General features: G+C 44.4%; 14 protein-coding genes. 5 read left to right on the top strand and 9 right to left on the bottom strand.

The window, feature by feature from the left end; translation table 11 throughout:
* Nucleotides 1-3 precede the first annotated feature (3 nt).
* Both BM161_RS02180 and BM161_RS02175 read left to right on the top strand, forming a co-directional pair.
* Nucleotides 4-915 carry a 1-phosphofructokinase family hexose kinase gene (locus BM161_RS02180; RefSeq protein ID WP_074930033.1) on the top strand — a complete coding sequence of 304 codons (912 nt, stop codon included), beginning with the start codon at nucleotides 4-6 and terminating at the stop codon, nucleotides 913-915.
* Nucleotides 916-1,047: 132 nt separating this feature from the next.
* Nucleotides 1,048-2,022, top strand: coding sequence for a glycoside hydrolase family 43 protein (locus BM161_RS02175; protein WP_074930031.1), 975 nt, complete (start codon nucleotides 1,048-1,050; stop codon nucleotides 2,020-2,022).
* Nucleotides 2,023-2,093: 71 nt separating this feature from the next.
* Here BM161_RS02175 and BM161_RS02170 read toward each other — a convergent pair whose 3' ends face one another.
* Nucleotides 2,094-3,707 carry a glutamate synthase subunit beta gene (locus BM161_RS02170; protein ID WP_074930029.1) on the bottom strand — a complete coding sequence of 538 codons (1,614 nt, stop codon included), beginning with the start codon at nucleotides 3,705-3,707 and terminating at the stop codon, nucleotides 2,094-2,096.
* A 105-nt stretch (nucleotides 3,708-3,812) separates the two neighbouring features.
* Here BM161_RS02170 and BM161_RS02165 point away from each other — a divergent pair, with 105 nt between their 5' ends.
* A complete protein-coding gene (locus tag BM161_RS02165; RefSeq protein WP_074930027.1) occupies nucleotides 3,813-4,112 on the top strand; it encodes a phosphoketolase family protein in 300 nt (99 codons plus the stop codon).
* A gap of 60 nt (nucleotides 4,113-4,172) precedes the next feature.
* Here the strand turns inward: BM161_RS02165 and BM161_RS02160 are convergent, their stop codons facing one another.
* From BM161_RS02160 to asnB, 3 genes are all read right to left on the bottom strand, one after another.
* Nucleotides 4,173-5,354 carry an aldo/keto reductase gene (locus tag BM161_RS02160; RefSeq protein WP_074930025.1) on the bottom strand — a complete coding sequence of 394 codons (1,182 nt, stop codon included), beginning with the start codon at nucleotides 5,352-5,354 and terminating at the stop codon, nucleotides 4,173-4,175.
* Nucleotides 5,355-5,417: 63 nt separating this feature from the next.
* Nucleotides 5,418-10,040, bottom strand: coding sequence for a glutamate synthase large subunit (gene gltB / locus BM161_RS02155; protein WP_074930022.1), 4,623 nt, complete (start codon nucleotides 10,038-10,040; stop codon nucleotides 5,418-5,420).
* Between the two features lie 154 nt (nucleotides 10,041-10,194).
* Entirely contained in the window at nucleotides 10,195-11,967 is a 1,773-nt protein-coding gene (asnB, locus tag BM161_RS02150) for an asparagine synthase B (RefSeq protein ID WP_074930020.1), read from the bottom strand.
* 145 nt (nucleotides 11,968-12,112) lie between these two features.
* Between asnB and BM161_RS02145 the strand changes: the two genes are divergently transcribed.
* On the top strand, nucleotides 12,113-12,553 hold the full coding sequence (locus BM161_RS02145; RefSeq protein WP_074930017.1) for an A24 family peptidase: 441 nt from the start codon (nucleotides 12,113-12,115) through the stop codon (nucleotides 12,551-12,553).
* A gap of 52 nt (nucleotides 12,554-12,605) precedes the next feature.
* Here BM161_RS02145 and BM161_RS02140 read toward each other — a convergent pair whose 3' ends face one another.
* The gene (locus tag BM161_RS02140; RefSeq protein WP_074930015.1) at nucleotides 12,606-14,279 is read right to left on the bottom strand and encodes an ammonium transporter; all 1,674 of its coding nucleotides are present in this window, start codon (nucleotides 14,277-14,279) and stop codon (nucleotides 12,606-12,608) included.
* A gap of 398 nt (nucleotides 14,280-14,677) precedes the next feature.
* Between BM161_RS02140 and BM161_RS02135 the strand changes: the two genes are divergently transcribed.
* The gene (locus tag BM161_RS02135; protein WP_074930013.1) at nucleotides 14,678-16,279 is read left to right on the top strand and encodes a PP2C family protein-serine/threonine phosphatase; all 1,602 of its coding nucleotides are present in this window, start codon (nucleotides 14,678-14,680) and stop codon (nucleotides 16,277-16,279) included.
* 73 nt (nucleotides 16,280-16,352) lie between these two features.
* Here the strand turns inward: BM161_RS02135 and BM161_RS02130 are convergent, their stop codons facing one another.
* The 4 genes from BM161_RS02130 to BM161_RS02115 all read right to left on the bottom strand — a co-directional run bounded on the left by BM161_RS02130 (nucleotide 16,353) and on the right by BM161_RS02115 (nucleotide 21,638).
* A complete protein-coding gene (locus BM161_RS02130) occupies nucleotides 16,353-18,458 on the bottom strand; it encodes a glutamine synthetase III family protein (RefSeq protein WP_074930274.1) in 2,106 nt (701 codons plus the stop codon).
* Nucleotides 18,459-18,709: 251 nt separating this feature from the next.
* Nucleotides 18,710-19,108 (bottom strand): PaaI family thioesterase, encoded by a 399-nt coding sequence (locus BM161_RS02125; RefSeq protein WP_074930011.1) that lies wholly within the window; start codon nucleotides 19,106-19,108, stop codon nucleotides 18,710-18,712.
* Between the two features lie 16 nt (nucleotides 19,109-19,124).
* Nucleotides 19,125-19,907 carry an energy-coupling factor transporter transmembrane component T family protein gene (locus BM161_RS02120; protein ID WP_074930009.1) on the bottom strand — a complete coding sequence of 261 codons (783 nt, stop codon included), beginning with the start codon at nucleotides 19,905-19,907 and terminating at the stop codon, nucleotides 19,125-19,127.
* Nucleotides 19,908-21,638: an ABC transporter ATP-binding protein gene (locus BM161_RS02115; protein WP_074930008.1), complete on the bottom strand. Its 1,731-nt coding sequence runs from the start codon at nucleotides 21,636-21,638 to the stop codon at nucleotides 19,908-19,910.
* Between the last annotated feature and the right edge of the window lie 75 nt (nucleotides 21,639-21,713).

Genomic DNA, 21,713 nt, shown 5'->3' with positions numbered 1-21,713 from the left:
ATTATGAAAATCTTATGCATCTGTCTTAGTTCAACTTTACAGCGTACAATTTCTTTTAAGGAGCTTAATCTTACACAGGTAAACCGTTCAGAACATTACCGCCTTGATGCTTCGGGTAAAGCAGTAAACTCTGCACGCGTTTTGAATCAGCTTGAAAAAGGTGCTGCGACAGTTGTTTGCCCGCTTGGAGAAAATAATCTTAAAGCATTTACAGATGCTGCTGAACGTGATGAACTTGAGCTTTGTTATGTTACAATTCCGGGAAATACCCGCGAGTGCTGGACTTTGCTTGACCGCAATGCCGGAACTACAACAGAACTTGTAGTTGGAGAGCCACTTCTTGAAGGCGAAAAAGATTTGAAAGCAGTTTCTTCTGCTGAAATCAAAATACTGAAGTTTATTAATGATGCATTGCCACAGGTTGATGCGGTTTTGCTTGCAGGAAGCCGTCCAAAAATCTGGAGTGATGACTTATATGCTACTATCTGCGGAATGACCCGTGATGCGGGAAAGCTTTTCCTTGCTGATTATATTGGTGAAGATATGAAGAAAACCCTTGCGGCTTCTATACCGGACATCATAAAAATCAACGAAGAAGAATTCCGCGCCACATTCCCGGAAATGGACGGGCAGCCGCTGCAGCAGGCCATCACAGAAAAAAGCCGGGCTCTCAACAACATCATCGTAGTAACCAGAGGCTGCGACTCCACATACGCAGCGGCTCGCGGCCAGTTCTCCGAGTGCCCAACCGAAAAAGTCGCCGCGCTCAACACCACCGCCTGCGGCGACAGCTTTAACGCTGGCTTTATTTACGAATACGTTCGCACCGCTGACCTTTCCGCCGCCCTTCAAAAAGGAACCTGGTGTGCCGCCCGCAACGCCGAAAACGAAGCCCCGGGAACTTTACACCCATAAAAACCGAAAAATTTCCCCTGCTAGGTAATACAGCCGATTGAATAAAAGGGCCACTTAATAATATAATGAGAATTAGGCAACCGGTTGCCTAATTACATAGTACCGGGCAAACCCGCCCACAGGAGATTATTTATGAGTATTGAGAAAAAGCCGCTTGTAAACGACCTTTACACAGCTGACCCATCAGCACATGTTTTCAATGGAAAGATTTATATTTACCCATCTCATGACGAAGATATCGACGTTGAAAGTAATGACAATGGCGACCAGTATGACATGAAAGACTATCATGTTTACGAGATGAAAGACACAGAAACATATCCACGCGATTGTGGCTGCGTTTTCACTCTTAAAGATGTAAAATGGGCAAGCAAGCAGCTTTGGGCTCCTGATTGTGCCGAAAAAGACGGAAAATACTACTTCTACTTCCCTGCTCGCGACAAGAACGGAATGTTCCGCGTAGGCCTTGCAGTTGGTGACAAACCGGAAGGACCTTTTACTCCAGAAGATGATTATATCCAGGGAACATATTCTATTGACCCATGCTGTTTCCAGGACACAGACAATAAATACTACCTTACAATGGGTGGTCTCTGGGGCGGTCAGCTTGATCAGTACCGCAATAACAAGTGGAGCGCAGACAACAAAGAACCACAGGGCAAAGAACCTGCTTGTACTCCAAAAATCGCTCTTCTTAAAGACAATATGAAAGAGCTCGCAGAAGACCTTCGCGACCTCGTAATTGTAGACGAAAATGGTGACCCACTCACTGGTGGTGATGATGTTCGCCGCTACTTCGAAGATCCATGGTTGTTCAAGAAGGGTGACACATACTACTTCACATACTCAACTGGTACATCACATCTTCTGTGCTATGCAACAAGTAAGAATGTTTACGGTCCATATACTTATGGCGGATGTATTCTTTCTCCAGTTTTGGGATGGACAACTCACCACTCAATTCTTGAGTTCAACGGTAAGTGGTACCTCTTCTACCATGACTGCGAACGCTCAAAGGGAATCAACCAGAAGCGCAACGTTAAGTTCCGCGAACTGACATTCAAGCCAGATGGAAAGATCCAGACAATGGATGGATTTGACCGCTAATTCTATATAGGAAAAAGAAGGCCCCGGTGGTTGAGCTTGTCGAAACTACCGGGGCCTTCGTTTTTTTTAACCTATTTTAGATAATCATCAATCTGTTTAGCACATTCACGGCCTTCGGAAATGGCCCAGACAACCAGTGACTGGCCGCGGTGCATATCGCCCGCGGTAAAGATTTTTGGAACTGATGTGGCATAGGTGGTTTCGACCCTTCTACCAGGCTCAGGGACCGCAGGCTCAACCACCGGGGTGTTTACTGTACCGCGAGGTCCAAGCTCTACTCCAAATGCATTTGCTGTATATTCTTCACAACCAACAAAGCCTGCAGCAACAAGAAGAAGATCACAAGGAAGAGTTTTTTCTGTTCCAGCACGTTCAACCAACTGACGTTTTCCATCAATCATCTTGAACTCTACTTCTATTGTTTTTACAGCTGTGATATGTCCGTTTTCGCTAATCACTTCTTTTACAGTTGTTTCATAAACACGTGGATCATGTCCAAACTTTGCGATTGATTCTTCTGCACCATAATCAACCTTAAGTACCTTAGGCCACTCTGGCCAAGGGTTATTTGCAGCACGTTCAACAGGAGGACAAGGCATCATCTCAATCTGCACTACTCCACTTGCTCCAAGACGGATTGCAGAACCACAGCAGTCGTTACCAGTATCACCACCACCAACAATCACAACATTTTTGCCACGAACTTCAATTCCAGATTTTGCAGCAAGGGCAGAAGCAATCTGATCATTTGTAGATTCTGTTCCGATTTTTTCTAGAGCTTCATTTGTCTGAACAACACTCTTTGTAACTGCTGTAAGGAAGTCTACGGCAAACATAACTCCACCGGCAGCGCCCTTATTCAGTTTATCCATTCCAGCTGCCGCGAGGGCTCTGGCCTTTTTAGCACCACAGCACAAAGCAACTGCATCAAAATCCTGAAGAATCTGAGAAGCAGCGTAATCATGACCAACATCAGCATTGAAAACAAACTCAAGGCCTTCTGCCTTCATCAGATTGATACGGCGCTCAACAATCTTTTTGTCGAGCTTCATATTTGGAATACCGTACATCAAAAGTCCGCCGGCTTTATCTTCGCGTTCGTAAACGGTAACGCTGTGACCGCGGCGATTGAGCCAGTCTGCACAGGCAAGACCTGCAGGACCCGCACCAATTACGGCAATCTTTTTTCCGCTGCGAACTGCAGGGATTTCCGGCTTCATGTATCCAGTTTCAAAAGCTTTTTCGATAATAAAAAGTTCGTTGTCGTGAACGGTTACAGGGCCGTTAAAGGTGGTTTCGATACACCCGCTTTGCGGGCACTCAACCACCGGGTTACCCAAATTACAGGCTTTTTCACAGAGGGCAGGACAAACACGGCCGGTAAATTCAGGGAAGCTTGAAGTTTTCAAAAGGCGCCAGGCAGCCATATCAAACTGGCCGTTATAAAGGGCGTCATTCCATTCCGGAATATAATTGTGAAGCGGACAACCGGTAACCATTCCGGAAAGCTTCATTGCGCTCTGGCACATTGGAACACCGCAGTTCATACAGCGGGCAGCCTGCTCACGGCGAGCCTTTTCATCAAGTTTAGGATGGAATTCTTTGAAATTGGTAATTCGTACGAGCGGCTCTACACTGCCGTTCTCCACACGCTTATAATCCATGAATCCTGTTGGTTTTGCCATTTTAATCCTCGCAAATAAAAAAGGCGCCGTAAGAAGAATCCGAAATTTCAGACTCTTTTTACGGCGCCTTTGCCTTAAACTAAATTGTTCCTATATTATTGCAAAATGACATATTGTTGTCAAGTTATCAGAAAAAAGCTGATTTCTTATATTACAAAACCACGTGCAAACGCTGGTAACCTTCTTAAGGACCTCCGCACACCTGACTTCAAAAAATATGCTCTCAAAGTTAAAACTCCTGGCAGCGTAAAAGCTCAGGATATGAAAGAGCTTGGAAACAAGTCTAGCCACCTCGTTCAGAAGATGAATGATACACTTGTTGCTCACAAGCAGCACATCTCAGAACTCGGTGAAGATTTGCCAGAGGTAGTAAACTGGAAGTGGCACACACCAGAAGATAAATAATTAAGATTTATCGGATGAAAAAATCCGGCAGTTGGGTTTCTTCTGACTGCCGGATTTTTTTTATTTTTTCAACATGAAGCGTTTAGCAATTGCGATGCCTACTTTGTAGGTGATTGGGCGAAGTGCCTTGTCTGCTTTCTTCAGTTCTTCACGGATAGCGATATTCTGAGGACAATGCTTTTCGCACTTGCCACAGCCTATACACATACTCGCTGTCTGATTCTGCTTACGAAGTCCTACAGTCTGGGCAAATTCCCAACGGCCCGAATGTTTGCTTTCCGTGTACATCTCATTGTAACAGCGGAAGATTGCAGGAATATCAACATTCTTTGGACACGGCATACAATAGCGGCAGGCCGTACAGTTTACTTTCATTTTGGAGTTGATTTCTTTTTTGATTTTTTCGAGGAAATCTAAATCGTCCTGTGTAAACTCACCCGCTTTTGCTTCACTTGCAACGCGGCAGTTTTCCTGAATCATCTGAATGGAATTCATTCCACTCAAAACGCAGGTTACTGCTTCCTGATTAAAGAGCCAGCGGAAAGCCCACTCTGCAGGTGACCAGCCACGCGGATTTTCCTTAATCATCTTTTTTGCAGTTTCTGGCAGAAGGTCTACAAGCTTTCCGCCACGCAAAGGTTCCATAATTAAAACAGGAATACCAAGACGGTGTGCTTCTTCTACACCTGCCCGGCCGGCCTGAGCAAATTCATCAAGATAATTGTACTGAACCAGACAGATATCCCAGTCATAATCATGAAGAATCTTCATAAACATTTCGGTATCGCCATGGAAAGAAAATCCGATATTTCTGATGGCGCCAGATTTTTTCTTTTCTGCAATCCATTCAAGAACGCCGTTCTTTTTCAGATTCTCCCAGGCAACGAAATCTGTGAGATGATGCATGAGATAATAGTCAACATAATCTGTCTGAAGACGCGAAAGTTCTTCATTAAAATAACGGTCGAGTGCAGTATTGTTATTTACCAGATACTGAGGAAGCTTTGTCGCAATTTTTACTTTATCGCGGATATTGTTTTTCTTGAGGATGGTTCCGAGAGCTGCTTCACTACCCGTGTAAATATAGGCGGTATCAAAATAATTAATACCGGCATTGTAAGCTTCCATAATTTCTTTTTCCGCTTTATCAATGTCGATTGCACCCATATTGGTTGTAAAACGCATACAACCATAACCTAAAAGAGAGATAGGATTTCCGTTTTTATCGTTTCTATACTGCATACATAAAAATTACTACCAAATTTGAAAATTTGGTAGTAATTTTTTTTCGGTTTAGTAACTTTTCTACGCTGTGCACTTTCTGAAAGCCGCGAGAACTGCTTCTTCGTGGTCAGAAATAGTCTTTTCCTGCTCGGCGATTTCCTTCATGATGCGAAGATAATCGTTAGGGATGATTTTCTTGAACTTTGTCTTCATGTTATCCCAGTCTGCAAGAATTGCCTTTGCACGTTCACTACCTGTTTCTTTTGCATGCTGTTCGATGAGGGCGTGGAGACGGAGTTCGTCTGTTGTGCCGCTGAGAGTTGTTGTATCATCATCAAGAGCGTACATCTTAACAAGTTCGTGGTTTAGACGCTTGTAGAGATCGTGGTTCTCATCCATAACGTATGCAAGGCCACCACTCATTCCGGCGCAGAGATTCTTTCCTGTTCCGCCGAGAATTACTGCTGTACCGCCGGTCATATATTCAAGACCGTGGTCACCGCAGCCTTCTGCAACTACTGTAGCACCTGAGTTACGTACGCAGAAACGTTCACCGGCAACACCGTTGATAAAGGCTGTACCGCTTGTTGCACCGAAAAGTGCTACGTTTCCTACGATAATATTGCTGTCGGCAGCTCCGTCAAAGGCGGCAGGTTTAGTAATAACAAGTTTACCGCCACTTAAGCCCTTACCGAAGGCGTCGTTGGCGTCGCCTGTGAGACGGAGTGTAAGCCCCTTTGGAATGAAGGCACCAAAGCTCTGTCCTGCACCGCCCTTGAAGTTTACGCAGTATGTATCGTCGGCAAGGGTGTTACCAAACTTCTTCTGAATCTCTGAGCCAAGGATTGTACCGACTGTGCGATCTGTTGACTGGATGTCAATTGCATCAGCGGTGGTTGAGCTTGTCGAAACCACCTTCTTTGCTCCTTCGAAATCTGGAACAAGCTTTGTGAGGTCGATACGCTTTTCGAGTTCGAAATTGAAGAGGGAGCGGTCTGATTTCCAGGCGTCTTTGTCCTCGGCTGAAGTAGCGAGAACTCGGCTCATATCTACTAAGCCGGCACGCTTGAAGCCCTGCTTATCTTTAAGCTTGATAAGATCTGTACGACCGCAGAGTTCTTCAACAGAGTGAACTCCGAGCTTTGCCATAATCTCGCGCATTTCCTGTGCGATGAACTTCATGAAGTTTTCTACATACTCTGGTTTTCCAGGGAACTTAGCACGGAGCTTTTCGTTCTGTGTTGCAACACCAAACGGACAGGTATCCAGCTGGCATACACGCATCATAGAACAGCCCATAGAAATAAGAGGAGCAGTTGCAAAACCAAATTCCTCAGCACCAAGAAGAGCCGCAATTACAACATCGCGGCCACTCATCAGCTTACCATCAGTTTCAATTACAACACGGCCACGAAGACCATTCTGAATCAAAGTCTGATGTGTTTCTGCAAGACCAAGTTCCCATGGCAAACCTGCGTGGTGAATTGAGCTGATAGGTGCCGCACCGGTACCACCGTCGTGTCCGGAAATCAAAATTACCTGAGCACCGGCTTTTGCAACACCGGCAGCAATTGTACCAACGCCTGCTTCACTTACAAGCTTAACAGAGATGCGGGCAGCGCGGTTAGCATTCTTCAAATCGTAAATCAGCTGAGCAAGGTCTTCAATAGAATAAATATCATGATGAGGTGGTGGCGAAATGAGGGCTACGCCAGGAGTTGCATAACGTGTCTTTGCAATCCATGGATAAACCTTTTTACCAGGAAGGTGTCCACCCTCGCCCGGCTTTGCTCCCTGGGCCATCTTAATCTGAATTTCCTGTGCACTGAGGAGGTACTCTTCTGTAACACCGAAGCGGCCGGAAGCAACCTGTTTGATAGCTGAGTTGTATTCTGTACCGAGGCGCTCTGGCTTTTCTCCTCCTTCACCAGAGTTTGATTTTCCGTGAAGGTGATTCATAGCGGCAGCCATGCACTTGTGGGCTTCTTCAGAAATTGAACCGTAAGACATGGCACCGGTCTTAAAGCGCTTAACGATTTCATCTACGCTTTCTACTTCATCAATTGAAATCTCTTTACCTGACTCGTAATTAAAGTCGAGCATTGCACGCAGAGTATGAGGGTGATCATTTGAATCAACAAGCGCTGTGTACTCCTTAAAGCGTGCATAGTCTCCATTTCGGGTTGCCTGCTGAAGAGCCACGATTGTCTCAGGATTATAAAGGTGACTTTCTGCCTGAGGACCGCGGCGGAACTTGTGCTTACCGAACGAATCGAGGTGCTGGTTTACTGTAAGACCGGCAGGGTCAAAGCCCTGATCGTGATGATAGCGAACATCCTCTTCGATTTCCTTGAGGCTTACACCACCAACGCGGCTTACTGTATTTGTAAAGTATTTTTCAATAACATCAGATGCAATACCAACTGCTTCAAAAATCTGAGCAGACTGGTAAGACTGAATTGTTGAGATTCCCATCTTTGCGGCAATCTTTACAATTCCATTTATGATTGCTTTGTTGTAGTCATCGATTGCTGTGTGATAATCCTTGTCCAAAAGCTTCTGATCGATGAGTTCGGAAATTGCTTCGTGAGCAAGGTAAGGATTGATTGCACGAGCACCGTAGCTCAAACACATTGCAGCCTGATGAACATCACGAACCTCGGCGGTCTCAAGAATAATTGAAACTGCAGTGCGTTTCTTTGTGCGGATGAGGTACTGCTCAACAGCTGAGGTTGCAAGGATTGCAGGGATAGCAGCGTGGGTTTTATCTACACCGCGGTCACTCAAGATGATGATGTTATAACCTTCGGCGTAAGCAGCGTCAATCTGAGTAAACAGATTCTCGAGGGCCTTTTCGAGACCTCCGGTAGTTTCGACAGGCTCAACCACCGAACTTTCGGCTTCAACCACCGGAAACAGAATAGACAGAGTCTTTGCCTTAAGGCCCGGCTGGTTGAGAGCCGCAATTTTTATGAGGTCTGTACCTGTCAGAATTGGATTATTGATTTCGAGAACACGGCAGTTCTTTGGAGTTGGTTCGAGAAGGTTTCCATCAGTTCCAACGTAAACAGTTGTGTCTGTTACAATTTTTTCGCGGAGGCTGTCGATTGGAGGGTTTGTTACCTGAGCGAACAGCTGCTTGAAATAACTGAAGAGGCTTGGATGCTTTTCACTCATAACAGCGAGCGGAGTATCAACACCCATACTTGCTGTAGGTTCAACTCCATTCTTTGCCATTGGCAGAACCATTTCATTTACATCTTCATAGTTCCAGCCGAATGCGCGGTACAGAATGTTGCGTTCTTCAAGAGTGTGAACCGGAATCTTTTTGTTAGGGATTTTAAGATCAGCAAGATGAACAAGATTCATATCAATCCATTCGCCATAAGGATAAAGGTTTGCATACTGATTTTTACATTCTTCGTCGCTGATGATTTTTTTCTGAACTGTATCTACGAGGAGAATACGGCCCGGCTGAAGGCGTGATTTGATTTTGATATTTTCTTCAGGGATATCGAGAACACCAACCTCTGAACTGAGAATAAGCATTCCGTCTTTTGTGATGTAGTAGCGGCTTGGGCGGAGACCGTTGCGGTCGAGTGTTGCACCAAGAAGGTCACCATCGCTGAAGAGAATTGCGGCAGGACCGTCCCAGCTTTCCATCATAGTTGCCCAGTAGTGATAGAAATCTTTTTTGAGGGAAGGCATGTTGTCATCGTGCTTCCAAGGCTCCGGGATACACATCATAACTGCGAGTGGAAGAGGAACGCCGTTCATCAAAAGGAACTCGAGTGTGTTATCGAGCATTGCAGAGTCTGAACCGGTTGTGTCTACAGCAGGCAGTACCTTTTTCATCTGATCGCCGGAAAGCTTCTTTGATTCAACTGTTTCTTCGCGGGCAAGCATACGGTCAACGTTTCCGCGGATTGTATTGATTTCACCGTTATGTGCAATGAAGCGGTTTGGATGAGCGCGCTGCCAGCTAGGCTGTGTGTTTGTAGAAAAGCGCGAGTGAACGATTGCAAGGCTTGAAGCATAGTCAGCAGACTGAAGGTCTTTGTAGAAAGTGCGAAGCTCGTGTACGAGAAACATTCCTTTGTAAACGATTGTACGGCTACTCAAAGAACAAACGTAAGTAACCGCGGTGGTTGAGCCTGCGGTCCCTGAGCCTGGTCGAAGGGTCGAAACCACCTTTGATGCTTTTTCAAACTCACGTCTCAAAATATAAAGCTTTCTATCAAACTCAATTCCCGTCTCGCAGTCTGCAGGCTTCTCTACAAAGCCCTGCCAGATTTCAGGCATGCAGTCGCGGGCTTTTTTACCGAGCACTTCGGCCTTTACAGGAACCTTACGCCAGCCAAGGAACTTGAGACCTTCGGCTTTTACGCAGGCTTCGAAGCGGGCTTTCTCTGATGTCTCACCGCCAGCAGGGAAGAAGAACTGACCGATTCCGTATTCTCTTTCGCCGAGTTTTCCAACAAGGTCTGCAGCTTCTTTCTTAAAAAAGTCATGGCTGATCTGAACCAGGATTCCAACACCGTCTCCAGTTTCACCACTGGCATCTTTACCTGCGCGATGCTCCAGTTTTTCAACAATACTCAGAGCATTGTCCACAATTTTGTGCGACTTGCTTCCGTCAATATTTACAACTGCTCCAATTCCACAGTTATCATGTTCAAAACTTGGCTCGTAAAGTGTTTTCATTTTAACCTCGAAAAAAAAAGAGGCCGTAGACAAAATTTCGCCATTAACGAAACCTTATCTACGACCTCTTTGCCGTATTTTTAAGTTCTTTAATAATAATAAATTTCTGCAACAATAGTCAAGTAGTTCTAAAAAGAACTACTCTTAAAGTGTTTTAGTAAGCTTTGTCGTGAACGCCTGCAATTGCACGTCCACTTGGCTCGTCCATGTTCTTCCAGGCAGCATCCCACTCGAGGGCTTTTGCAGTTGAGCAGGCAACACCTGCCTCGTGTGGAACACAGCGTGCGGCAGAGTCGCTTGGGAAGAGTCGGCTGTAGATTTCGCGGTAGTAGTATTCCTCTTTTGTTTTCGGAGGATTTACCGGGAAACGGTTTTCGCGGCGTGCAAACTCTGCATCGCTTACTTTTTCTTCTGTCATCTTTTTGAGGGTATCAATCCAGTTGTAGCCTACGCCATCAGAGAACTGTTCCTTCTGACGCCATGCAATACTTTCCGGAAGAAGATCTTCAAAAGCTTTGCGTAGAATCCATTTTTCCATTCTCTGTTTGCCGTCCGGCAATTTGATATTCATCTTGTCGCTTGGGTTCAAGCCCATTGCGATATCAATAAAATCTTTATCCAGGAAAGGAACACGGCCTTCAACACCCCATGCCATAAGAGACTTGTTTGCGCGGAGACAGTCGTAAAGGTGAAGCTTGCTCATTTTACGAACAAGCTCCTCATGGAACTCCTGAGCGTTTGGTGCCTTATGGAAGTAAAGGTAGCCGCCGAAAAGCTCATCACTACCCTCGCCTGAAAGTACCATCTTGATTCCCATTGATTTGATTACGCGGGCAAGCAGATACATTGGAGTAGAAGCACGAACTGTTGTGATGTCGTAAGTTTCAATATGATAAATTACATCTGGGAGGGCATCGAGGGCTTCCTGAATTGTAAAGTGAACTTCGTGGTGAACAGTTCCGATGTAGTCTGCGGCCTTCTGAGCAGCGATGAGGTCTGGAGAACCTTCAAGTCCAACTGCAAACGAGTGGAGCTGTGGCCACCAGGCGGCTTCCTTACTGTCTGTTTCAACACGTTTTTTACTGTATTTCTGAGTTACGGCAGCAATGATTGAAGAGTCGAGACCACCGGACAGTAAAACGCCGTATGGTACGTCGGACATCAACTGAGCTTTTACAGCAGCTTCAAGACCGTTACGAACTTTTTCTATAACTGTAGGGTTAATAACTTCGCCCTTATCATCAGTTGCTTTTGGAGCGTTCTTTACTGCATCGAAGGTCTCCCAGTCACGGTGGTACCAGCGAACAGGGGTGGTTGAGCCTGTCGAAACCACATCTTTAGAGTAGAGATAACAGCCATTAGGGAACTCTTCGATTGTCTGGCAGTCGCCTTCAAGAGCCTTGAGCTCGCTTGCAACGTAATAGCGGCCGGCTTTGTCCCAGCCCTGATACAATGGGATAACTCCGATTTCGTCGCGGGCGATGAGGTAAACATCGTGCTCGCTGTCGTAAAGAGCAAAGGCAAAAATACCCGAAAGCTCTTCTATCATTTTTGTGAAGTCACCGCTCTCACGATATTTTTTGTACAAAGGAATGATTACCTCACAGTCGCTTCCTGTGCGGAACTTATAGCTGCCTTCGAACTTAGCACGGATTTCTTTGTGATTATAGATTTCACCGTTCGCAGCCAGAATGATTTTTTCATCATCACTTACAAGTGGCTGCTTTCCAGAAAGAGGGTCTACGATTGAAAGACGTTCGTGACTCAGGATTGCATTATTACCAGTGTACACGCCGCTCCAGTCCGGCCCACGATGACGAATCTTCTTAGACATCTCCAGAACCTGCGCGCGAAGTTCTTCTTTCAATCCCTCCGCAATCGGTGCACTACCGCTGTTTAAATCAAATGCTCCTACAAAGCCACACATAATAACCTCCGAGGCAAAAAAAAGAGGTCGTAGATAGTACTTCGCAAAACGCGAAATATTATCTACGACCTCTTTGCCGTTTCTCTTTTTATACTACTTTGGATATTTTGTGTCAATAAATGGGAATTACGTGTATAATAAACCAATGGAAATCTCACTTTATAAGATAGTTTCCTTTTCCATCATTCTGATTTTCTCTCTGATTCTCTCCATTCAGGACTTAAAGCGCATGACGGTTGGGATTAACCTTCAGTGGCTGTCAGTTTACTGCGCCCTACTCTGTCATATTATTTTTGCGCGCGAAACAATTTGGATTTACATTCTCTCCAGCATGATTTGTGGAGCTTTTTATTTTGTTGTTAGGAAAATTACAAAGAACAAGCTTGGTCCCGCTGATGTCTGGTTTGGATTTTTTCAGGGGCTTTTTCTTGTACCCATGATACTTCCGCTTTGTTTTGGAATTGAAGCACTTGCTGCTCTTTGTGTAATTAACAAAAGATTTGGAAAAGTAAAATTTCCTTTTATTCCTTTCATGGCTGCAGGCCTGATTGCAGCTTATATAATTCAATTGAACTGCGTGGAATGACTACCGAACGGTAGGCAGTCCACGCGGGAACCTCCAGAATATTCTGAATTAACTAGTCTTGGAGAGCCTCGTATCCCTCTTCGCCAGTTCTAACCTTTACGACATTCTGAACATCGTATACGAAAATCTTTCCGTCGCCGATGTGGCCTGTGTAAAGAACTTCCTTAGCGGCTGTTACTACGAGGTCAACTGGAACTTCGCTGACTACGATATCAACCTTAATCTTTGGAAGAAGAGTCATATCCATTTCAACACCACGATACTTCTGAACATTTCCGTGCTGCTGTCCACAACCAAGTACGTTTGTAACTGTCATACCTGTTACGTTGATGTCGTTCATTGCAGCCTTGAGCTCGTCGAACTTACTCTGGCGTGTAATGATTGTAACCATATGGAACTTTGCATCTGGGCGAGCTGTTGCCTTTGCAACTGGAACTGCCTTTTCAACAGGAACTGAACTTTCTGAAGAAGCTGGAGCATCGCCACCGAGTACCTGTGGAGCCATGATGAATCCTGCGTAGCTTGAATCGATTCCGTGCTCGAGCTTATCGAGTCCGACAATTTCTTCTTCGCGGCTTGCACGAAGTCCGTGGAACTTCTTGATAAGGCTGAATGTGATGATCATACAAACTGTTGTCCATGCAACGATTGTAACTTCACCAAGACACTGAACGCCGAGATGCTTGAAACCACCGCCGTAGAATACACCGTTTTCAACGTTGAACAAACCATCAGACAATGTACCCCAAATACCGTTTGCAAGGTGAACTGCTACGGCACCAACCGGGTCATCAATGTGAAGCTTCATATCAAGGAACTCAACAACAACTACTACGATGATACCTGAAACAATACCGATGATTGATGCACCGAGAGCATCTACTGTAGCACAAGTAGGAGTGATTGCAACAAGACCAGCAAGAGAAGCGTTGAGTGTCATAGAAACATCAGGCTTACCGTTCTTTACCCATGTAAAAATCATTGTTGTAACAGCAGCAACTGCAGGAGCGATTGTTGTTGTTGTGAATACAGCAGCAAGACCACCAACACCAAGAAGCTGAGTACAAGCAGCACCGTTGAATCCGTACCATCCGAACCAGAGGATGAAAGTTCCAAGAGCACCAAGAGTCAAAGAGTGACCTGGAATAGCGTGTACCTTTGTTACTTTTCCGTCCTTATCATAATCATACTTTCCGATACGAGGACCAAGGAACATAGCACCAATCAAAGCTGCTGTACCACCAACTGAGTGAATTGCAGCACCACCGGCGAAGTCTACGAAACCAAGCTGAACAAGCCAGCCCTGTGAGTTCCATACCCAACCAGCTTCAATTGGATAAACAACTGCAGAAATTACTGCAGAGTAAATACAGTATGCAGAGAACTTTGTTCGTTCTGCCATTGAACCAGAAACGATTGTTGCAGCTGTTGCACAGAATACAAGGTTGAAAACGAATGCTGACCAGTCGCCTTCAGCGAAGTTTGTAAACAACTGCATATTTGGTTTACCAATTACACCAAAGAAATAATTTTCACTCATCATCAAACCGAATCCGAGTAACATAAACATAGGAGTTCCGATACAGAAATCCATCAGGTTTTTCATGATGATGTTACCTGCATTCTTCGCTCTTGTAAAACCAGTTTCAACCATTGCGAATCCGCACTGCATAAAGAATACAAGTGCAGCGCCGATCAAAAACCACACGCTCCAAACTTCACTCATATGTTACCTCCTGAGTAAGGCCGCCCGGTAGGCGGCCGGTGATAAATAGCAAACCGTTAAAAAAAATTGCGAAAGCAATTTTTTAGGTTTACCACCTTAATTGTTAAAAAAATAAGCGATGAAAGCAGACTTATGCACTGTGCACAAATACACAAGTCCGACCTCATCGCCGTAAATAATAAACGCTGCGTGTTACTACCGCTCGTTAGGAGCGAAGTATGCGCAGCGTCATTGCCAGAATTAATAAAAAAAGCGTCGAAGAGATAATTCTTCGACGCCTTTGTCTGAGATATTTTTGTTATAACGAATTCAAAAAAAATGGTCAATAACTTTTTAACAAATTTTTCGCAATTTTTTATTTTCTTGCTCACTAACAATTTACGTTGTATCCTTAACCTATGGGTAAATTAAAACGAATTCCAGTAATAACAAAGAAGGTTGCTGTAGCTGTTATGATTGCCGGCTTTCTTCTTTGTTCTGCTATTGCTTTTGTAGGATACCAGTCTTTTAATAAACAGTTCCGAAAGCAATATGATTCAAATATACGTTCTATTGCAGCCGCCGCCTGCGAATGTCTTAATCCGGATATGTTTGATGACTACCTTACGTTAGGCAGCAAAGATGGAGAATGGGATGGTATCAATAAGATTCTACAGGATTTTGTAGATAAGTTTGAACTTAATCTGCTTTATGTTTCTCATGTAGAAGGTTCTGATTTTACAGAAATCACTTATTTTTATAATCCGGTTATGAAAGGTGGAAAATGGACAGAGTTCCCTTTCCTTTACAGCGAACACTATGAAGAACCGAATTATAACAAAAGCGCTAAACGAGTTTTCGAAAATGGAGAAACAATAGTACGTCATACTTTGAAAACTCGAAGCGGCTCACACATTACCGCCATGACTCCAGTCCGCAATTCGTCTGGCCAGATAGTCGCCGTGCTGGGCGCACAGAAATCCATTCAGGAATACGTGGATGCCGGCAGAAAATACATGCACCGCATCATCATTGTTGAAATTCTCTTTGCCGCAATCTTCTTTGCACTGTTCACTTTCTACTTCAGCCACTTTTTGATAAAGCCGCTTGCGCTCATTACCCGCGAAACAGATCACTTTGCGTCCTTTGGCGGGCAGCCTTCCGATCGTCTTCTCGAAATCAAAAATCATGATGAGATTGGAATCCTTGCACATTCGGTTCATCAGATGGAATATGACATCTGCAAAAACATGGAAGAAATCAAAAGCATGACTGCAGAAAAGGAGCGCATAAGCACAGAGCTTTCGGTTGCTGCAAAAATCCAGAGTGATATGCTTCCAAAAGATTACCCTGCCTTCCCGGACCGCAAAGACTTTGATCTTTTTGCAACAATGACTCCGGCAAAGGAAGTTGGCGGCGACCTTTACGACTACATTCTGCTCGACCCGGACCATCTTATGATTACTGTAGGCGATGTATCTGGCAAGGGTGTTCCGGCTGCTCTCTTTATGGGAAAGTGTAAAGTTCTTATTGCACTTTATTCTCTGCTTGGCTTACAGCCTAAAGAAATTCTTGAGCGTGCGAATGTTCAGCTTTGCAAAGGAAATGAGTCTGGACTTTTTGTTACTGTATGGCTGGGCATTTATACCTTCAGCACCGGCGAGCTCAAGTTTGCAAATGCAGGACATCCGTTCCCGGTTTTATATCAGAACAACGAATACAGTTTTCTGAAAACGAAACCAAACTTTGTTCTTGGCAGTATGGAATACATACCGTACGAAGAACACAGCATTACGCTGAATAAAAACGACCGTATTTTTATTTACACCGACGGCGTTACCGAGGCCACAGATTCAGATAATCAGCTTTTTGGAGACGAGCGGCTTCTTGAAGCTATGAAGAAGACCGAGCACTTGACGGCACCAGAAACGCTTACAAAAGTACGTGAAGCAATTGATGAGTTTGTTGGAACTGCTGAACAGTTCGACGATATTACAATGCTTACATTTGAGTTGAAATAAAAGAAGGCCGGTCTGTTTTCACAGGCCGGCCAGCTTTTAGAGTAAATGTTTTTTCTTACGCTTTACCATAAGCCTAGCGAACACTGAACAGGAGATCGCCGTAGCTTGGGAATGGCCACAATTCTTTTGGTGTGATGGTTTCAAGTTCATCAGCACACAGACGCAATTCGTTCATTGCAGCAAATACATGCTCGCGGTAGAAGAATGCTGTCTTGCTTGAATCACCTGCATCAGCAGTTTTCTTTGCTTCAAGAACTTCGCTTTCAAGCTTGTCTGTTTTGCTGTAAATGCTGCTTGTAAGTGCAGAAACTTTTTTGAGCATAGCACTTTCGTAAGTTGTATCGCACTCGCCGCATGCAGCTTTTTTCAGATTGATTGTTTCTGCCAGTTTGTTTGCATATTTGCTTGCAGCTGGAAGAATATCTTTCTTTGCCATCTCGAGCATAGTTTCTGCTTCGATGTTGATGATCTTAGAGTAGTTTTCGTTATGAATCTCGAAGCGGCTTGTAAGTTCAACCTTGCTGTATACGCCAAACTTTTCGAATACCTTAACATTCTTTTCATCAAGGATGTGTGGAAGAGCTTCTGGTGTAGATTTGAGGTTGTAAAGTCCGCGCTTCTCTGCTTCCTTAACCCAAGAATCATCATAACCGTTTCCGTTGAAAATGATTCTCTTGTGCTCTTTGATTGTCTTCAAGATCAAGTCGTGGAGTGTTGCCTTGAAGTCACTTGCTTTTTCAAGCTGATCAGCAAACTGGCTGAGTTCTTCTGCAACTACTGTGTTCAAGAATACGTTCGCACATGCGATTGATTCGTTAGAACCAAGCATACGGAACTCAAACTTGTTGCCAGTGAAAGCAAATGGTGAAGTACGGTTACGGTCAGTTGTATCTTTGTTGAAGTCAGGCAGTACTGTAACACCAATCTGCATTTTTTCTTTTTCGTGTTTTCCGTAAGGAACGCCTTTTTCGATGCTGTCGAGAATTGCGCTGAGCTCATCACCCAAGAAGATTGAGATGATTGCTGGAGGCGCCTCGTTAGCTCCAAGACGGTGGTCGTTACCAGCCGATGCTACAGAGATACGGAGAAGATCCTGATACTCGTCAACAGCCTTAATGATTGCACAGAGGAAGAGGAGGAACTGCGCATTCTGATCAGGTGTTGCACCTGGGTCAAGAAGGTTCTTTCCAGTATTTGTAGAAATAGACCAGTTGTTATGTTTACCACTTCCGTTTACACCGGCAAATGGTTTTTCATGCAAAAGACAAACCATTCCATGTTTTGCAGCAACCTTTCTCATCATTTCCATTGTGAGCTGGTTGTGGTCACATGCAAGGTTTGTTGTAGAGAAGATTGGAGCCAACTCATGCTGAGCTGGAGCAACTTCGTTATGTTCTGTTTTAGCAAGAATACCAAGCTTCCACAGTTCTTTGTTCAAGTCTTTCATGAATGCCTGAACACGAGGTTTGATCATACCAAAGTAGTGATCTTCAAGTTCCTGTCCCTTTGGAGCTTTTGCACCGTAAAGTGTACGGCCTGTATAAATCAAGTCTTCGCGTTTGTCGTAAACAGATTTGTCTACAAGGAAGTATTCCTGTTCTGGACCTACTGTTGTTTTTACGCTTGTAACATTTTCGTTTCCTTCGAAAAGTTTAAGCACGCGAACGGCCTGTTTTGAAATTGCCTGCATAGAGCGAAGCAATGGAGTTTTCTTATCAAGAGCTTCACCTGTGTAAGAACAGAAAGCTGTTGGGATACAGAGTGTACCATCTTTGATAAATGCATAGCTTGTTGGATCCCATGCTGTATAACCGCGGGCTTCGAATGTAGCGCGGATTCCTCCACTTGGAAAAGAAGAAGCGTCTGGTTCACCCTGAACGAGTTCCTTACCGCTGAACTCCATGATTACTTTTCCATCACTTGTAGGAGTAATAAAGCTGTCGTGTTTTTCGGCAGTGATTCCTGTAAGTGGCTGGAACCAGTGTGTAAAATGAGTAGCGCCTTTTTCGATAGCCCAGTCTTTCATTGCGTTTGCAACAACAGTAGCAACCGAAGCGTCGAGTTTTTCGCCGCCCTCAATAGTTTTCATAAGCTGTTTGTAAGTTTCCTTAGGCAAACGAGCTTTCATAACAGTTTCATTAAAAACGTTCTCGCCAAAAATTGGTGTTACCTCATCCATCTTTTTATTCTCCTTAAAAAGACAAAGGCGCTGCATAACTTCCCGGAGCGTCCTCCAGAAAAAAATGCAGCGCCTTTGCTTATATGTCCCAAAATGTGCCGGTGCCACACCGTTGATGTCTTACGGTGCGCATTCCGGCGTTAAAACAAAAAGGTCGCAGAAATACCATTTCTGCGACCTCATTGCCGTTTGATATTTTTGTTATACAGTTTCAAAAAAAAATTGTCAATAATAAATTTAAAAAAATTATATTATTTTACGAGTTTCATTCCGCTGATTGTTACGAAAGCGATTTTGGTTCCGAGGTCGTCGGTGATGTCGATTTCGTAAAGACAGGTAGAACGGCCATCTTTGATTAAACGTGACTCTGAAATCAGCTTTGTTCCTTTTGCCATTCCTATGAAATTAATCTGACTTGTTACTGAAACAGTCTGTGGCTGATTGAAGTTTGATGCTACGGCGAAGGTGTAATCTGCTAGCGTAAAAGTTGCACCGCCCATTACTCCGCCGTAAGCGTTCTGATGTTTTCTTGTGATTTCCATTGAGCAGCGGGCATAATGGTCCCCTACTTCTTCAATTACAATTCCGGTTGTTTCTGTTGCGTAAAGATCGCCGCCGAAAAACTCGCGGGCTTTTTCTAAATCTGTCATAAACCTATTCTACCTTTTATAAAATGATTCCGCCAGCGAGAAGTGCGGCTCCAAGCAAGAGGAAGGCGATGTCGCGGAAATGTACCTTGTATGATTTTGTACAGCAGGCTCTTGTGCGAAGATAAAAGCCTCGGAGTTCTGCAGCAGTTGCTGTTGATTCAATTTTGCGAACTGAAGAAATGAGCAGCGGGAAGCAGAGTGGCAGAATCATTCCGAACTTTTTGAAAGGATTTTTCACTTCGAAGTCTACGCCGCGTGCCTGCTGCGACTCGATAATTCCGCTCATCTCAATTGAGAAAATCGGAATAAAGCGGATTGCACTGGTAAAGGTAAAAGCATATTTGTACGGAATGTGCAGATACTTTACCATTGTGTTTGAAAGGTCGTTGAGGTTTGTTACCGAAATCAAAACTGAAAGTGGAAGCGCTGCACCCATAAGACGAAGCACAAGAAGAAGTGCCTTCTGAATCGCAAGGCCTGTAATATAAAAACTACCGAATGTTAGGATTGGATCTCCCTGACGGATTACCAGCACCTGAAGAACAAACAGGAAGATAGACATTTTGATAAGGCCTTTGAGAATTCCCAGAGTTCTTTTAAGCAGACCATTTCCGTGAACGAACCCTGTGTTACCTGCTGCAGCCATCAACACATTGAAAAGAATTACACCAATCAAAAAGAATGGATTTGCAGAACAGAACGAAGCTGCACAAATCAAAATTGAAACAAATATTTTTACGAGGGGATGCATTTTATGAAGCACTGAGCTTCCTGGTAAGTAGTCTAAAAAGCCTTTCATTTACATCACCTCTTTAATTTTCTTAATCATTTCGTCATCTGTAAAAATGCCGTTGAAGCTGTCACCGAGCAGCATTGCAACCTGAGCAATCTGCGGAGCAAGAAGGCGGGCTTTACTGAGCAGCGCCTTGTTGCTGAGAACTTCGCGGGTTGCACCCTGACCAAGGATTTCTCCGCGGTTCATGACGATGACAGTTTTTGCGAAGTCGAGAACAACTTCCATATCGTGACAGACCATAATTACTGTGGTTCCATTTTCGTTGAGTTCGCGGATTCTGCTCATCACTTCCATACACTCGCGGTAATCAAGACCGGTTGTAGGTTCATCGAGAATTAAGATTTCCGGATTAAGCGCGATAAGACATGCAAGACAGAGTCTCTGACGCTGACCACGGCTCATATTAAACGGCTCTGTATCGCCATCAAAATTGAATTCTTCAAGAGTTTTTGCGACGCGTGTTTTTATTTCGTCTTCAGGGATTCCGTTGTTACGCAGACTGAAGGCAATTTCTTCGCGGACTGTTGCGCAGCAGATCTGGCGATCCGGATTCTGGAAAAGGAAGCCGATGTGTTTTGCAAGTGCGCTGACCTTCTGCTTTTTTGTATTTTCACCAAGTACGAGTACGTCGCCAACGCTTGGCTTTAAGAGTCCGTTTGTAAGTTTTGAGAAGGTAGATTTACCCGCACCGTTTGAACCGATGATCGAAATAAAATCTCCCTTATGAACTTTTACGTTTAAGTCGTGAACATTGGCAGTTTCGTTGTAGGAGAAGCCAACGTTGGAGAACTCGAGAACGACATCGGAATTTTCTGAGTTCTCGGCCGGCTTGGAGATGTCGGCACTTTCAACCGCTTTATCATCAGCAACAAGTTTCTTTCCGGTTACCTTACGAATAAACTCCGCCGCTTCTTCCGCATTCAGACAGATTCTGTCTTCCGGCTTCATGCCAGCAGGAGCAAGTCCTTCAGCAACCATCTTTCCAGTGAGAGTCAAAACGCGAGGACAGTTAATTCCGGCCTCTTCCATTTCACGCTGATGTGTAAGGGTACTTCTGATTTCGCCATAGTGAACGCAGGTGCCGTGTTCAAGAACAATAAGTTTTTTTACGAATTCGCAGAGCAGCATAATCTTCTGCTCTGCTACTACAATTGTGATTCCCTTTTCTTCGTTGAGCTTTTTAAGCATCTCAAAAATCTGAACCGAAGAAGCAGGATCGAGCTCGCCGGTAGGTTCATCAAGAACAAGAATGTCCGGTTCGAGCGCAAGAATTGCCGCAATCACAACCTTCTGCTTCTGACCGCCACTGAGAGAAGAAATCTCCTTGTGACGAAGCTCGCCGATTCCAAGAGTATCGAGCGAAGATGTGATACGACTTTCAATTTCATCAGCTGGGATACCAAAGTTTTCAAGACCAAAAAGAATCTCGTCTTCAACAAAGTATCCGGTAATCTGACTTTCAATATCCTGAAATACAGAGCCAACCTTCAAGGCAAGTTTTCCCGCATTAATATCAAAGGTGTCGGTTCCATCAACCTTAACACTGCCGTAAAAATCTCCGGTGTAGTGATGCGGGATAAGCCCGTTGATGCAGTTACAAAGTGTTGTCTTTCCCGCACCAGACTCGCCGATGATTCCTACGAATCCGCCTTTTTCAATTTCCAGCGAGATTTTGTCCAGAGCATTTTTTTTAGCTCCGGCGTATTTGAATGTCAGTTCCTGTATTTCGATCATTTTAAAAACTCCGTCATTGCGAGGAGCGTAGCGACGTGGCAATCTATAATGGATTGCTTCGCTGCGCTCGCAATG

The organism is Treponema bryantii (assembly GCF_900113965.1).
In the GTDB taxonomy this organism is placed as follows: Bacteria; Spirochaetota; Spirochaetia; order Treponematales; family Treponemataceae; genus Treponema_D; species Treponema_D bryantii_A.
The sequence above is the reverse complement of the archived record's forward strand: the minus strand, read 5'-3'. Positions and strand labels throughout refer to the sequence as shown.

Bases quoted from the DNA above. Each gene is read 5' to 3' on its own strand.
- BM161_RS02180 (WP_074930033.1), top strand. From the start codon at position 4: ATGAAAATCTTATGCATCTGTCTTAGTTCAACTTTACAGCGTACAATT.
- BM161_RS02175 (WP_074930031.1), top strand. From the start codon at position 1,048: ATGAGTATTGAGAAAAAGCCGCTTGTAAACGACCTTTACACAGCTGAC.
- BM161_RS02170 (WP_074930029.1), bottom strand. From the start codon at position 3,707: ATGGCAAAACCAACAGGATTCATGGATTATAAGCGTGTGGAGAACGGC.
- BM161_RS02165 (WP_074930027.1), top strand. From the start codon at position 3,813: ATGACATATTGTTGTCAAGTTATCAGAAAAAAGCTGATTTCTTATATT.
- BM161_RS02160 (WP_074930025.1), bottom strand. From the start codon at position 5,354: ATGCAGTATAGAAACGATAAAAACGGAAATCCTATCTCTCTTTTAGGT.
- gltB (WP_074930022.1), bottom strand. From the start codon at position 10,040: ATGAAAACACTTTACGAGCCAAGTTTTGAACATGATAACTGTGGAATT.
- asnB (WP_074930020.1), bottom strand. From the start codon at position 11,967: ATGTGTGGCTTTGTAGGAGCATTTGATTTAAACAGCGGTAGTGCACCG.
- BM161_RS02145 (WP_074930017.1), top strand. From the start codon at position 12,113: ATGGAAATCTCACTTTATAAGATAGTTTCCTTTTCCATCATTCTGATT.
- BM161_RS02140 (WP_074930015.1), bottom strand. From the start codon at position 14,279: ATGAGTGAAGTTTGGAGCGTGTGGTTTTTGATCGGCGCTGCACTTGTA.
- BM161_RS02135 (WP_074930013.1), top strand. From the start codon at position 14,678: ATGGGTAAATTAAAACGAATTCCAGTAATAACAAAGAAGGTTGCTGTA.
- BM161_RS02130 (WP_074930274.1), bottom strand. From the start codon at position 18,458: ATGGATGAGGTAACACCAATTTTTGGCGAGAACGTTTTTAATGAAACT.
- BM161_RS02125 (WP_074930011.1), bottom strand. From the start codon at position 19,108: ATGACAGATTTAGAAAAAGCCCGCGAGTTTTTCGGCGGCGATCTTTAC.
- BM161_RS02120 (WP_074930009.1), bottom strand. From the start codon at position 19,907: ATGAAAGGCTTTTTAGACTACTTACCAGGAAGCTCAGTGCTTCATAAA.
- BM161_RS02115 (WP_074930008.1), bottom strand. From the start codon at position 21,638: ATGATCGAAATACAGGAACTGACATTCAAATACGCCGGAGCTAAAAAA.